The sequence below is a fragment of the Paenibacillus sp. FSL R5-192 genome (assembly GCF_000517845.1).
Classification (GTDB): domain Bacteria; phylum Bacillota; class Bacilli; order Paenibacillales; family Paenibacillaceae; genus Paenibacillus; species Paenibacillus amylolyticus.
This window is the reverse complement of sequence record NZ_ASPR01000002.1, coordinates 374,298-388,135: the sequence shown is the minus strand read 5'-3', so window position 1 is coordinate 388,135 and position 13,838 is coordinate 374,298. Positions and strand designations below refer to the sequence as shown.

The following is a 13,838-nucleotide window of genomic DNA, read 5'->3' as shown; positions in this document are numbered from 1 at the left end:
AGGTTTTCCTGATTCACGGAATGGCTTGCCGTTCCCGCAGTGCGGATTATACAATATAGTCATCTGATGAATGCGGGAGGAACCAAGGTGCCATTTGAGGGACAACGTATATTGCCGGCTGCAAAGAGCATGAAGCAGTTTGAAGCGATGATTGAAGGCCCTTATACCTATGGGGTGATGCTGGAAACGCATATTGCACAGCTTCAGAGTGTAATGGACGAGGCTCGGCGGTACGACAAAAAGATACTTTTGCATGCAGATCTGGTCCAAGGATTGAAGAATGATGAGTATGCGGCAGAGTATCTGTGTCAGCACATTCGCCCAGCAGGACTGATCTCTACGCGAGCGAGTGTCATTCAGAAGGCAAAGCAGAAAGGCATTACAGCGATTCAACGTATTTTTCTGCTCGATACCCATGCACTGGAGAAAAGTTATCTGCTGCTGGCCAAAACCCAACCGGATTATATTGAAGTATTACCTGGCGTCATTCCGCATATTATTGCGGAAGTATCTGTGCGTACAGGGATACCCATTATTGCAGGGGGATTGATCCGTTCACCGGAAGAGGTTGAACTTGCGCTTGGCGTCGGGGCTACGGCAGTGACCACATCCAACGCAGATCTGATCCGACACTTCGAGAAATCGCTTACACCTTAAAAAGAACCCACAACAGGAGGTTGGCTGTATGGAAAAATATATATTGGCTCTGGATCAGGGAACAACAAGCTCCCGAGCTATTCTATTTAACCGTGGCGGGGAGATTGTGCACATTGCACAGCAGGAATTCCCTCAATATTTCCCCAAACCGGGCTGGGTAGAGCAGAATGCCAACGAAATCTGGAGTTCCATTCTTGCCGTGATGGCTTCATGTCTGGCAGAAAGCGGAATTAAGCCTGTCCAGATTGCCGGAATTGGAATTACGAATCAACGTGAGACCGTTGTGGTATGGGACAAAGAAACAGGCAGACCCATCTATAATGCAGTGGTATGGCAATCCAGACAGACCGCGGATATCTGTGAAGAACTGAAGACACAGGGTCTCGGGGACCTTTTCCGCCGTAAAACAGGATTACTGATCGATCCCTACTTCTCGGGAACAAAGGTGAAGTGGATTCTGGATCATGTCCCTGGTGCCCGGGAGCGGGCAGAGAAGGGTGAACTGCTGTTTGGTACGATTGATAGCTGGCTGATCTGGAAACTGAGCGGGGGTACACATGTCACGGATATATCCAATGCCTCACGTACTCTGATCTATAACATCTATGATCTGCAATGGGATGACGAATTGTTGGATATCCTCGACATTCCTAAGGCCATGTTGCCAGAGGTACGGGGTTCGTCCGAGGTGTATGCACACACAACAGACTATCATTTCTTCGGTCATCGGATTCCGATTGCGGGAGCGGCAGGAGATCAACAGGCAGCGATGTTTGGTCAGGGCTGTTACACCAAGGGTAGTATGAAAAATACATATGGTACCGGTTGTTTCATGCTTATGAACACGGGAGAGAACCCGGTACAATCCAATCACGGACTGATTACAACGATTGCCTGGGGGATGAATGGCAAGGTTGAATATGCGCTCGAAGGCAGCATTTTTGTTGCAGGTTCAGCGGTTCAGTGGCTGCGTGATGGATTAAGAATGCTTCGCTCTTCAAAAGATAGTGAGGATTACGCCTCACGTGTGCCTTCGACAGACGGCGTTTATATGGTACCTGCATTTGTGGGACTGGGCAGTCCGTATTGGGATAGTGAGGTTAAGGGTGCGGTGTTTGGCCTGACACGAGGCACGACAAAGGAACACTTTATCCGTGCTACGCTTGAGGCGTTGGCGTATCAGACCAAAGATGTACTGGAGGCAATGGAATCCGACTCGGGTATTCCCGTGCATGCTCTGCGTGTGGATGGAGGAGCGGCGGCCAATGATTTCCTCATGCAGTTCCAGAGTGATATTCTGGGCATTCCTGTCGAACGCCCAACGGTGAATGAAACGACTGCATTGGGTGCGGCTTATCTGGCAGGATTGGCAGTAGGATATTGGACGAGTGCGGATGAATTGACGGATCATGAAAATACGGAGCGTGTCTTCCAGCCTGTTATGGCTGAGCAACAACGAACAGAACTGTATACAGGCTGGAAGCGTGCAGTGAATGCAGCAATGGCTTTTAAATAAAAGAAATGAAATGAATATTTCTTGGTGTGGGTATTTGTACTTTTTAACTAAACATATGTTATAAATGATATTTACTGGTGGAAAATGATGCATGATTTACAGGGTTATTCTTCCTGGAGGAGGCAAAATATATACCCACTATAAGGAAAAAAATAAGGTTAGTGGATTCATTTGAAATTCCATCCTTTGGCAGAACAACTTTTTGAATTTTTTTTGAATAATGTGTCATTTCAGGACTTCACGCCGTCAAAAATCTGTGATAGGATAAAGGCACAAGTTAAAAAAATGATGTCTGGAGATCGGGAGGGACCACGTGCCGCTCAGCAATTGCTGAGCGAATGACGTGGTCCTTTTTTTGTTTTTTTACGGAAATATTAAGGAAATCAATGGGAGGTTCAAGAATGACAGAAACGTTCTCGTCAGCACAACGGACCGAATATTTGCAAAATATGGCGAATGCACATTTTGACGTATTGATTATTGGTGGCGGGATTACAGGCGCAGGGATTGCATTGGATGCGGCTTCGCGTGGGTTGAAGACGGCGCTTGTAGAAATGCAGGATTTTGCAGCAGGTACATCCAGTCGTTCGACCAAACTTGTCCATGGCGGATTACGTTATTTGAAGCAATATGAAGTGAAGATGGTTGCTGAGGTAGGACGGGAGCGGGCTGTAGTTTATGAGAATGGGCCACATGTCACAACACCGGAACCGATGTTGTTACCGATCTATACGGCTGGCACGTTTGGCCGCTTCAGCACATCCATTGGACTGATGGTGTATGACCGGCTCGCCGGGGTGAAGCGCAGTGAACGGCGCCAAATGTTGAATGCTGGAGCGGTGTCAGATAGTGAACCTCTGTTACGCAAACAGGGGTTGTTGGGTGGTGGACTCTATGTGGAGTACCGGACTGACGATGCCAGGCTTACCATAGAAGTCATGAAAGAAGCTGTCAAACGTGGGGCAAAGGCAGTGAACTACGTTAAGGCGAAAGGTTTCCTGAAGGAGAATGGCAAGATTACAGGTATTGAAGCTATGGATCAGATCGATGGGCAGATGTATACGCTAAAAGCAAGCAAGGTGATCAACGCTTCCGGTCCATGGGTGGACGGTCTGCGGGAATTGGACGGTTCGCGCCAGGGGAAAACGCTGCAGATGACCAAAGGCATTCACTTGGTCTTTGATGGTGAACGATTCCCATTAAGACAGGCTGTCTATTTTGATACACCAGATGGTCGAATGGTGTTTGCTGTCCCACGTGATGGCAAAACCTATGTAGGAACAACCGACACTGTATATCAGGATGATCCTGCACACCCGCAAATTTCCGACGCGGATCGCGATTATGTGATTGATGCAGTTAATGGCATGTTTCCAGATGTACACATTGGTACCGGGGACGTGGAATCCGGATGGGCGGGTGTACGTCCACTAATTCATGAGGAAGGCAAGAATCCTTCCGAAATTTCACGTAAAGATGAAGTCTGGGTATCCGAATCCAATCTGATTACGATTGCCGGGGGCAAGTTAACCGGATACCGTAAAATGGCCGAGATGGTTGTTGATCTGGTCGCACGCCAGATGGAGCAGGAGAGTGGACATTCTATAGGCCCTTGCGTAACGAAGAGGATGCCGATTTCCGGCGGTGATGTAGGGGGATCGGCTGGATTTGTATCGTATGCGGAGCGCAAGATCAAGGATGGTGTTGCCTTAGGACTTGCTCGACCTGCTGCGGAGCGGCTGGTTCGCACGTATGGTTCCAATGTGGAGGCACTGTATGAGCGAATGCCCGATCCACGCACCAAGTCCGAGCTTCATGGCATGCCACAGGAGTTATTGCTTATGCTACGTTACGCGATTGATGAAGAGATGGCTGTAACCCCGTCTGACTTTTTAGTACGAAGAACAGGTGATTTATTCTTCCGTATTGATGAAGTTCGTTCCTATAAAGCAGCGGTTATCTCATATATGGCAGGTTGTTTGAACTGGTCTGAAGAGGAAGTGGTTAAACATACACAGGAACTGGATCAGCTGTTGCTGGAAGCATCCGGCAAAATCTAAGGCAGGATTTCAAGATCGAGAGTCGAATGGAACATGTAAGCGTGTAACATAGAGAGGGGATTACATCCATGACATTACAGATCGGAATCATTGGAACAGGCTGGTTCAGTAAGGTACACGCGGATATTCTCGCACGGATGGAAGGTGTTCGTGTTGCGAGTGTCTGTGGAACATCGCTCGAAAAGGCAGAGGCTATGGCCTCCGTTTATGATGCTGTTGGTTACGGGGAACTTGAACATATGCTGGATGGTGAGAAGCTGGATGCGGTGTATATCTGTGTGCCTCCGATGTCTCACGGATCGATTGAATCCGAATTAATCCGCCGCGGTATTCCATTCCTGGTGGAGAAACCGTTGAGCACCGGAATGGATGTTCCGCGTCAGGTGTTGGATCAGGTGCAAAAGAGTGGATTGTTAACCTCTGTAGGATACCATTTCCGTTATCAGGAGGCTGCGCAGGTCCTGCAGCAAGCGATGAAAGATCAGACGGTCGGCATGGCTCTTGGCCGCTGGATGGGCGGAATGCCAGGGGTCGCCTGGTGGCGGCGTCAGGACGGTTCAGGAGGACAATTCGTAGAGCAGACTACACATATTGTAGACTTGCTTCGGTATTGTGCAGGAGAAGTTACGGAGGTATATGCTGTAGCAGCTCAGCGAAGCATGCATGAGAAGCATGAGCATGTGACCGTAGCCGATGTGGCAAATGTGACGCTCAAGCTGGAAAGTGGAGCGATTGCCAGTATCGCCAATACATGTCTGTTGCCAGACGGAGAGGGCGGCGCAGGACTCCAGTTCTACACGGATGCAGGTGTGTGGGATTGGACGCCAGAACGTTTGCTTCTGCCAAGTGCCGCAAAACATGCGATGGCAGGTCTGGAGATTCCGGCAGGACATAACCCATACGAGCGTGAGAATGAAGCGTTCATTCACGCTCTGCGTACGGGAGACCGTTCACGAATTCTGTCCGATTATGCGGATGCCTGCCGTACACAGGAGATTACGACGGCGGCGCTGGCATCGGCAGATTCCGGTCTGCCGGTACAGCTTCAGCCTTCAAAACATCTCTCTCATTAAAAGGTTGAAGGTAATATAAATACGCCTGAATCAGGGAATGATCCGCAGATCAGCCTGATTCAGGCGTATTTGTGTTGAGTAGAGATTATTAAGTAGCAATTCAACTACTCGGATTTCTGCTGTTTCAACCAGTCGGATGACCAACTGTAGATCTGATCAATGACAGGTTCAATGGCTCTGCCTTTCGGTGTCAATTCATACTCTACACGGGGAGGTATCTCGGGAAACATGTGTCGGGTTACGATACCTTCCGTCTCCATTTCCTTCAATCTCTCCGATAAAAGTCGTCCACTGATCGCCATCTCTGCTTCAAGTTCCGTAAACCGCTTGGGTCCGGACAACAGTTGGTACATGATTAACAGTACCCACTTCTTGCCTATGATGTCTATGGCTTGAGTGATCATACAGGGACTTGGTGATTTTACTTTTTTCAGCTTCAACGTGTTCACCTCGATTCATAATGATTTTCTTCAAAGTTGTATATGAAAGGACATGATTTCTGCCGCTTTAAGAATATAGGACATCCAAGTAAATGAGGGTTACTACAAAATATACTGTAACATACCTTTTGTATGTATTATACATCATACAGTGAAAAATTACTTGAAGAAATTATATTATTATTATATACTAACTTCACAAAAGTAAGTTGGTGATAAATAATACGTATAATATGAACGCGTACTATTCTGAAAATTGAACGGGGCTGAACGGTTGAAAACAGAGTGACCTTTGGGAACTTTTACATAGATTCTTTTTTTACAATGTGCAGCAAAAATAATCATTACATAGTAGGAACATATAATTTGTTACAGGAGGATCTACATATGAACAAGATTTTGGGTTACGTTTTTCTGGTTGTGTTAGCAGGTGTCTTCGTCATGACGGGGTTTAACAAGATTAGTGGAGCAGATATGATGATTCAGACCTTCGAAAGTTTCTCTTATCCGACATGGACGATGTATCTGCTGGGCGCTGCGGAGTTGCTTAGTGCTGTAGGACTGCTGATTCCACGGACTCGCATCCTGGCTTCTGGCATACTGACCTTCATTCTGATTGGGGCCGTGGGAAGTCATCTGATCTATGCACAATACGCTGCTGTTCCGTTCCCGGCTGTGTTGTTGGTAGCTAACATCATTGTCCTGGTTGTGGGTATGCGCAGATTGGAAGCGGAAGAAGAAGGCCAGATGGACGCGATTCAGGCGTAAGTTAAAGATAAGAGGGAACGTTATTGGGCTATTTACCGAGGAAAAGGTATTCCTGTCACAAGGAATGTAAACGCGGATGCTATACAGAAGATGACCACTGCCAGAGAGCGGTGGTCATCTTTTTTTATGTAAGACTTCGCGTGGCACGTGTAACGATTCGCCGCGTATGTTTGGTATCCGACTGCTGAGTCCAAGTGGCACAGACCTGCCGCACCCACTCTGGATTGGTCTTGCTGGCGTCGTTCAGCCAGTTACTTACCGAATCCTGTACATACTTATGGGCATCGGATTTTACTGCGTCAAGCAAGGGAAGGGCCATGGCCGGATTTTCTTTTAACTCCTGAATATGCTTGGCCCAGACGCCACGAGGTCTGATTGATTCTATGGCAAATCGACGGATCAGTGGATCAGGGTCAACGCTCCATGGGATTAACTGCTGCAAGGCTAAGGATAATTCGGCAGAGATGGACTCCCGTACAGCCATCCAGGCGATTTCTCTTACACCAAAGTGATGATCTGCTGCAAAGGGCCGAATATGCTCCAACTTTTCAGTCAGGTTCAGACCGGAATCTAGCCCAATGATATAAGCCGCCCAGCAACGAACACTGTCTGAACGATGCTCTGCAATGGAACAAAAGAGATTCGTTTTTTCATTGACTGATGGACGTTTCAACAGATCAAGCCATTGCATGGCTATGGCCGGGATGATTTTCATGATCCGCTGCTCATCCATCTGTGTTAACTGCTCTGTAATTGCTCTGGTTTCGGCATCCATTCCCCATTCATGGGTAACCTTCTGAAAAAGAGAAACATGATCTACAGCCAGCCATTCGGTCAGATTGACCGATTCGATATGTCCTGCTTGTAGCCAATTGCGGATATGCTCAGGAATTTCCGTTGCTTTACGGGCACCTTTGCGAAGAAAAATGTCTTCAGGGATAAATAGATCTGGTTTAGCATCCAACGGTATACTCCTCCTTGGTTGTATAACATCATGAGTTATACAGTACAACTTGCTGGAGAACAGGGATGTAAGGCATCTTACAAGTGGTCAGTGATTTTCCGGAGGTTAGCGATTTCGTCACGATGAAGGGAGACTGATTTGAATCCGGTACGAATACGGCCAGATTTTGCCAAGTCTTGCATGACAATCGTAACCGATTCCCGTGTGGCTCCTGCCATCCAGGCAATCTCCTGATGGGTAAGCCCGAGTTGAATCCGGCAGTACTCATCTTCTTCGATGCATCCCATCTGTTCAGCCAGCCGGAAGAGATTATGTATCACCTTTTCATGCAGGTTTCCGAGTGCAAGCGTCTGTGTCAACTCGCTCATTCGTTTGATCCGCTCGCTTAGTACGTTCATCAGTCTCATCATAAATTCTGGATGTTCAATCAGAAACTGTTCAAAACGTTGTTTGTTCATCAGGCAAATATCACACTCCTCCATCGTTTCGATATAAACGGCGCGTGTTCCGAGTGAGATTCCGTTCATTTCTCCAAACACGTTACCTTCCGTCAAAATATCGAGAGTGAACTGCTTGCCCTCCGGATTTAATGTATATAAACGAACCTTTCCCCGTTTTACAAAATAGAAACCTTCTGTAAACGTATCGGGTGTCTGGATCTGTCTGTTTTTAGGTATGGTCGTAATAGAAGTCATCCCATCCATTTCAATCAGGTCTGCCTCGGATAAGGAGGACATGAGGTCGAATTGTGATAAATACAGAATTTTATCCATAGAACTCCTTTCCATTACAATATGAATATAAAAAAAAGAAGAACCCACGAAAAACAACGGGTTCTCTTGCAGCGGGACTTCCTGATCGGAAGGTCTTCTGACTATAAATGATCAAATGCCATTTTGATTATAGTAACTTTTTTAATTGAGAGACGCGTCCTTGGCTGATGCCAAGCTTTTCCGCAATTTGCTGTTGAGCCAAACCGGGATTCTGTTCAACAATTTCTTTCATCTGTTGCAGCATACGTGCCGTCTTTGGCCGCAGGTCCGGGTATTCTTGGTTGTCAGCTGTGGTCCCTTCTTCCCTAGCGGGAGATGAGACTGGGGCGGATTTGGAAGCAGGACGCTCCACGGGTGCAGGAGCCTGTTTGTTCTGAGGTACGAACCAGTTGGGAGAGTCATCCGGGTGTTTTAATTGAATTGCACAAGTCCGGCAGATGAATTGTTCTTTGAAATACATTTCCGTATCTACATCACCGCAAAAAATACATAATGTTGATTTGTACTTTCTTAAAATCAACTCTTTTCCTTCAATGAAAAACTCAAGCGGATCGCCGATATGGATTTCCATCGTATCCCGCATTTCTTTGGGAAGGACAATTCGTCCAAGACGGTCCAGAGATCTCTTCATTCCGGTTCTTTTCATCGCATCTCCCCCGCAATATTCACAATTAAAAACCTGTCCTTATTGTAAGGAAGAAAGGGCTTTAATACAACAATAATATTTCAAAAAAGTGGATAATTCCATCCATTATGGGAAAATAAGTTTAGAAAGCACGGGTGCAACCGCTAAAGTGAACAATGCAGCGAGCACCATGGAGATGCTGGAGATGGTACCGGTCAGGGAACTCAGTTCAAACGCCTTGGATGTCCCTGTGCCATGGGCACCGGTTCCAAACAGTGTGCCTCGTGCAATCTCCCCATCGATGCGCAGCATTTTGACGATGGAAGGGCCCATAATTACTCCGAGCAGACCAGTCATAATAACAAAAACAGCTGTCACTGCGGGTATGCCACCGATAGTGGCGGATACGTTCATGGCAATTGGGGTGGTGATCGATCTTGGGATCAGACTATGAATGAGACCGGAATCCAGGCGCAACCATTTGGCGAGCAGGGCAGAAGAAAGTACGGCAACGACCGAGCCGGTCATGACACTGAAGACAATCTCGGAAATATGTTTTTTGAGTACATGGAAAAAGGTATAGAGCGGTACGGCAAAAGCCACCGTGGCCGGTTGAAGAAGCAGACTCAGCCATTTGCCACCACTGCTATACGTGGCATAATCCGTTCCGGTTGCAAGCAATATGCCAACAACAAGCAGCGGTGTAATGAGCAACGGAGACAGATATACTTTAGGCAGATTGCTATACATTCGTTTGGTAACCCAATAGATACCGACGGTTAACAATAGGCAGAGGAATCCAATCATCCGGTGTGACGCTCCTTTCGTTTGGCAATTCGTGTAGCCACCAGGCCTGTGCAGGACATGACCAGGAATGTACTAAGTAGTACGATGAATAAAATTTGCAATCCGTCATGCTCCAGCATGGGCATATAGTTCATAATGCCAACGGCTGACGGGATAAAAAATAACAATAGTTCACCGAGCAGCCAGGCAGCTCCAACTTCAATCCAGCGCAACTTCACGACACGAGTCTGAAGCAGAATGAATAACACAACCATACCGAGTATTGAACCTGGTACAGGAAGATGGAGAGTACGGGCCAGCAGGTCCATGAGCAGTGAAAAAACCATTAAGAGCGCAACTTGTGCAATACCAAGGCCCCATTTTTTCACTTCAATCCCTCCTTGTATAATCAACGTAATCGTTTAAGTTATTATGAAAATGAAAATGATTCATTTGATATCACAAATTTTACATGGCATTCTTTCATGAGTAAAATGCATATTAAGAATGTTTACTATTCCATTTGTCTATGAGAGGTGAGTATCAACCGATGGATATCCGCCATTTGCAATATTTTCTGGAAGTTGCCCGGCAGCAGAGCTTCACTAAAGCCGCCGAAGTCCTGTATATCACTCAGCCCACGATCAGCAAGACGGTCAAGAGTCTTGAAGAGGAATTGGGTATCATTTTACTGGACCGTTATGGTAAAAAGGTGGAACTAACCGATGCAGGTCATGTGTTTTTTCGGCAGGCACTGGAGATTGAAAAATCATTCCGCAGTCTGTCGTCCGAATTGGACGATCTGATGAACTTGAAGAAAGGCCATCTGCGGATTGGCTTGCCGCCAATGGTAGGATCAAGCTTTTTCCCCATGATCATTGGTGAATTTCACAAAGCCTACCCGCAGGTGACCATTCAGCTGTTTGAGGATGGTGCCAAAAAAGTGGAGGCCGATGTGATCAGTGGTGCACTGGATATTGGCGTTGCCGTACTGCCAACCGTGGATGAACTGTTGGATCATTTTGTGTTTGTCAAAGAGAAGCTGAACCTGCTTGTACACCCTTCACATCCACTTGCGGGGAAAGAGTCGGTTGCGCTGCATGAACTGGAAAACGATGCCTTTGTGTTGTTTAGGGAGGATTTTGCATTGCATGACCGGATTATTGTGGCCTGTCAGCATGCTGGGTTCCAGCCCCGTGTGGTATATGAGAGCTCCCAGTGGGATCTGCTCAGCGCAATGGTTGCCGCCAATCTGGGTGTAGCTCTACTACCGGAAACGATCTGTCGTGAGGTAGACAACATGCGCGTGCGCATTATACCCGTGGTGGAACCGGTGATTCCATGGCAGCTCGGCATGATCTGGCGGAAGGACCGCTATCTGTCTTTTGCCACAAGAGAGTGGATCGGATTCACACAGTCGATGCTGGGTGAGTAAGGGAAGCGATCGGAAGGTTATTCTGTCATTGTAGTGCCCAGTGTAAATACTCTTTTGTTGACCCCGGATCGTTGTTACAATGGAAGCATAATCTTGATGGAGGTGTACGAACATGAAACTGCGGGTATCCGCTGTACAATACCAATTGCACACAATCAGCTCGTTTGAGCAGTTCGCCGCTCAGGCTGAGCATTACATACGGACAGCGAGCGAATACGGAACCGAATTTGTGCTGTTCCCGGAATTTTTCACAACGCAATTAATGTCCATTGGGGACAAACAAGGCAATGCTCTGACAATTGAGGATCTGCCGAACTTTACGGAGCAATATGAACAACTGTTCACGTCACTTGCTGCCAAGTACAGCATGCACGTCATCGGGGGAACCCACGTCATTCGCCGTGAAGGGAAGCTGTATAATACAGCCCACATGTTCTACCCGGATGGTCGCATCGCGCGGCAGGACAAGATTCACATTACACCAACCGAAGTCCAGGAATGGAACATGGCTCCCGGAGAGGGACTTGAGGTGTTCGACACGGATAAAGGCCGTATTGCGATGCTGACTTGTTACGATATTGAATTTCCGGAAATTGTACGGATGGCCAAAGCCAAAGGCGCAGACGTAATTTTCTGTCCTTCCTGTACGGACGATCGTCACGGATTCTACCGTGTGCGTTATACGAGTCATGCCCGCGCGGTAGAGAATCAGGTGTATGTTGTGTTAACCGGAACAGTGGGTAACCTGCCGACCGTTGATTTCATGCGTGCCAACTATGGACAGGCTGCAATTATTACGCCGAATGATATTCCGTTCCCGCCACGTGGCATTCTGGCCGAGGGTGAGATTAACAACGATATGATCGTGACCGCCGATCTGGATCTGGACTTGTTGTATGAGGTACGTGAACGTGGATCGGTAACGACCTGGCGTGACCGCCGTACTGATCTGTATACCGATTGGGAGTAGGCAACCTTATAGAGGTTGTTCAAAAAGCCCGCTTTTGATTACGAAGGATGCCTAGTGGCATCATCAGCATCGAATATGGAATTCAGCCGAAATGTCCGTTGCTCACGTAGTCTTCCCTACGCTCCGCTACTCCATTTCTAGCTTCATCCCATCTTCTCGGTACTGAAAACCGACCTTTTTGAACACATAATTAAAACCGAAGCGAAACAGAGTAGGGAATTCATTTTGTCAGTGGAAAGGGGTGAACCGGCAACATGTATACCAAAGAAATGCTGATTACCGACCCGGAGCGAAGTGGCAAAAGGGTAAAAGCAGTCGTTCGCAATTATGTTACTGCCGACTTTGAGGAACTCATTCGCATTCAGGCGGAGAGTTTCCCTCCTCCTTATCCGGAAGAACTGCTCTGGAGTCACGAGCAGCTCACCAGTCATGTACAGCATTACCCGGAGGGCGCCATCTGTATTGAAGTCGATGGAGAGTTGGCCGGATCAATGACCTCGCTACGGATGCAGTGGGACCCTGCACATCCAGCAAGTCATACCTGGGCCCAAGTAACGGATGACGGTTATATTCGTAACCACCAGCCGGATGGCAACACGCTGTATATTGTTGATCTCTGTGTTCGTCCAAAGTACCGCAAATGGGGACTGGCTCAGCTTATGATGCAGGCGATGTACCACCTTGTCATCGCTCAGGGGATGGATCGGTTACTGGGTGCTGGTAGAATGCCCGGTTATCATTTGGTTGCAGACCAACTGTCTGCGCAGGAATATCTGAACCAGGTGGCAGCGGGAGAAAGACGTGATCCGGTGATATCGTTCCTGCTTCGTTGTGGGCGCATGCCAGTTGGTGTGACAGCGGACTATCTGGACGATGAGGAATCCTGCAATTATGCAGCCCTGATGGAGTGGCGGAATCCGTTCAGATAAAGAAATGTTAAACGAAATACATCATCAATCGAGGGGGTATTTATTCATGGAATTCACGCGTATTACATCCATTAAAGATCCATTGTTTGCCCAAATGCACAAGTTGATGCAGGAGATTTTCCCGCGGGAAGAAGTGCTTGACTTCCCCCTGTGGGAAGAACCGCTGGAAGATCCGGGTATTCGGGTGTTCGTGGCTGTGCATGAGGGACAGGTTGTTGGAGCGACAGAGTACCGTTATTACGAGGATTGGAACGTAGCCATGACGGACTTCACGATTATTGGGCGTGAAGGTCTGGGGATCGGCAGTTTCCTGGCGAATCACCGCAAGCGTGATCTGCAAAAGCTGGCTGCAGCAAACGGGAAAGAATTGTTCGGTATGTTTGCCGAAATCTATAACCCTTATCTGAGTCAGGATCATGAGTTTGGCGGCATCAAGCCGATGGACCCGTATGTGCGTCGCGAAGTGCTGTCCCATCTGGGATATCAGCGTCTGGACTTCCCGTATGTTCATCCATCCTGGCAAGGTGACGGTGAAGCAGTTGGCGGATTGGATCTGTGTTTCATGCCAGGCGATGAGTCGCTTGATGAACTGCCAGCCAGTCTGGTGGCTGATTTCCTGAATCGATATTATGCTGTGCTTCCTAACAAACCGCAGGAATGGCTTGCCATGGTAGAGCAATTGACTGCTCGCAAGTCGGTTGCGCTACTGCCGTTGTAAACTGGACGGGATAGAACATTAAATCATAGTGGCGTTGCAAGTACCTTGAAGAATGATGACAGATGCAAAAAGCCCGTAGAACAGGCCATTATTGGACCTGCTTTCTACGGGTTTTTTCTATTTA

General features: G+C 47.6%; 15 protein-coding genes. 9 read left to right on the top strand and 6 right to left on the bottom strand.

The annotated features are described in order from the left end of the window. The first annotated feature begins 87 nt into the window (after positions 1 to 87). The 4 genes from C161_RS01715 (at position 88) to C161_RS01700 (ending at position 5,306) form a co-directional block, all read left to right on the top strand. Positions 88 to 657 (top strand): glycerol-3-phosphate responsive antiterminator, encoded by a 570-nt coding sequence (locus tag C161_RS01715; RefSeq protein ID WP_026081418.1) that lies wholly within the window; start codon positions 88 to 90, stop codon positions 655 to 657. 28 nt (positions 658 to 685) lie between these two features. Beyond that, positions 686 to 2,173, top strand: a complete 1,488-nt coding sequence (glpK, locus tag C161_RS01710) for a glycerol kinase GlpK (RefSeq protein ID WP_036667919.1) — start codon at positions 686 to 688, stop codon at positions 2,171 to 2,173. Between the two features lie 401 nt (positions 2,174 to 2,574). Then, on the top strand, positions 2,575 to 4,233 hold the full coding sequence (locus C161_RS01705; RefSeq protein ID WP_036667916.1) for a glycerol-3-phosphate dehydrogenase/oxidase: 1,659 nt from the start codon (positions 2,575 to 2,577) through the stop codon (positions 4,231 to 4,233). A gap of 68 nt (positions 4,234 to 4,301) precedes the next feature. Further along, positions 4,302 to 5,306: a Gfo/Idh/MocA family protein gene (locus C161_RS01700; protein WP_036667914.1), complete on the top strand. Its 1,005-nt coding sequence runs from the start codon at positions 4,302 to 4,304 to the stop codon at positions 5,304 to 5,306. Positions 5,307 to 5,410: 104 nt separating this feature from the next. Here the strand turns inward: C161_RS01700 and C161_RS01695 are convergent, their stop codons facing one another. Beyond that, complete coding sequence (locus tag C161_RS01695; protein ID WP_026081419.1) at positions 5,411 to 5,710, bottom strand: winged helix-turn-helix transcriptional regulator; 300 nt, start codon at positions 5,708 to 5,710, stop codon at positions 5,411 to 5,413. 423 nt (positions 5,711 to 6,133) lie between these two features. Between C161_RS01695 and C161_RS01690 the strand changes: the two genes are divergently transcribed. Then, positions 6,134 to 6,514, top strand: coding sequence for a DoxX family protein (locus tag C161_RS01690; protein ID WP_051447288.1), 381 nt, complete (start codon positions 6,134 to 6,136; stop codon positions 6,512 to 6,514). Between the two features lie 124 nt (positions 6,515 to 6,638). Here C161_RS01690 and C161_RS01685 read toward each other — a convergent pair whose 3' ends face one another. The 5 genes from C161_RS01685 to C161_RS01665 all read right to left on the bottom strand — a co-directional run bounded on the left by C161_RS01685 (position 6,639) and on the right by C161_RS01665 (position 10,051). Continuing rightward, entirely contained in the window at positions 6,639 to 7,478 is an 840-nt protein-coding gene (locus C161_RS01685) for a DNA alkylation repair protein (protein ID WP_084649982.1), read from the bottom strand. A gap of 77 nt (positions 7,479 to 7,555) precedes the next feature. Beyond that, complete coding sequence (locus C161_RS01680) at positions 7,556 to 8,251, bottom strand: Crp/Fnr family transcriptional regulator (RefSeq protein WP_036667910.1); 696 nt, start codon at positions 8,249 to 8,251, stop codon at positions 7,556 to 7,558. Positions 8,252 to 8,378: 127 nt separating this feature from the next. After that, on the bottom strand, positions 8,379 to 8,897 hold the full coding sequence (locus tag C161_RS01675; RefSeq protein ID WP_036612972.1) for an AbrB/MazE/SpoVT family DNA-binding domain-containing protein: 519 nt from the start codon (positions 8,895 to 8,897) through the stop codon (positions 8,379 to 8,381). A gap of 105 nt (positions 8,898 to 9,002) precedes the next feature. Beyond that, positions 9,003 to 9,683 carry a CidB/LrgB family autolysis modulator gene (locus tag C161_RS01670; protein WP_036612968.1) on the bottom strand — a complete coding sequence of 227 codons (681 nt, stop codon included), beginning with the start codon at positions 9,681 to 9,683 and terminating at the stop codon, positions 9,003 to 9,005. Beyond that, positions 9,680 to 10,051: a CidA/LrgA family protein gene (locus C161_RS01665; protein WP_017691758.1), complete on the bottom strand. Its 372-nt coding sequence runs from the start codon at positions 10,049 to 10,051 to the stop codon at positions 9,680 to 9,682. Before C161_RS01665 ends, C161_RS01670 begins: the two co-directional genes overlap by 4 nt. Before the next feature lie 161 nt (positions 10,052 to 10,212). On the opposite strand from C161_RS01665, the gene cidR reads away from it, so the two are divergent. The 4 genes from cidR to C161_RS01645 all read left to right on the top strand — a co-directional run bounded on the left by cidR (position 10,213) and on the right by C161_RS01645 (position 13,714). After that, complete coding sequence (gene cidR, locus C161_RS01660; RefSeq protein WP_036667909.1) at positions 10,213 to 11,097, top strand: cidABC operon transcriptional activator CidR; 885 nt, start codon at positions 10,213 to 10,215, stop codon at positions 11,095 to 11,097. Between the two features lie 112 nt (positions 11,098 to 11,209). After that, complete coding sequence (locus tag C161_RS01655; protein ID WP_036667907.1) at positions 11,210 to 12,067, top strand: carbon-nitrogen hydrolase family protein; 858 nt, start codon at positions 11,210 to 11,212, stop codon at positions 12,065 to 12,067. Positions 12,068 to 12,321: 254 nt separating this feature from the next. Next, positions 12,322 to 12,996, top strand: coding sequence for a GNAT family N-acetyltransferase (locus tag C161_RS01650; protein WP_036612936.1), 675 nt, complete (start codon positions 12,322 to 12,324; stop codon positions 12,994 to 12,996). A 46-nt stretch (positions 12,997 to 13,042) separates the two neighbouring features. Continuing rightward, entirely contained in the window at positions 13,043 to 13,714 is a 672-nt protein-coding gene (locus C161_RS01645; protein ID WP_036612933.1) for a hypothetical protein, read from the top strand. Positions 13,715 to 13,838 lie beyond the last annotated feature (124 nt).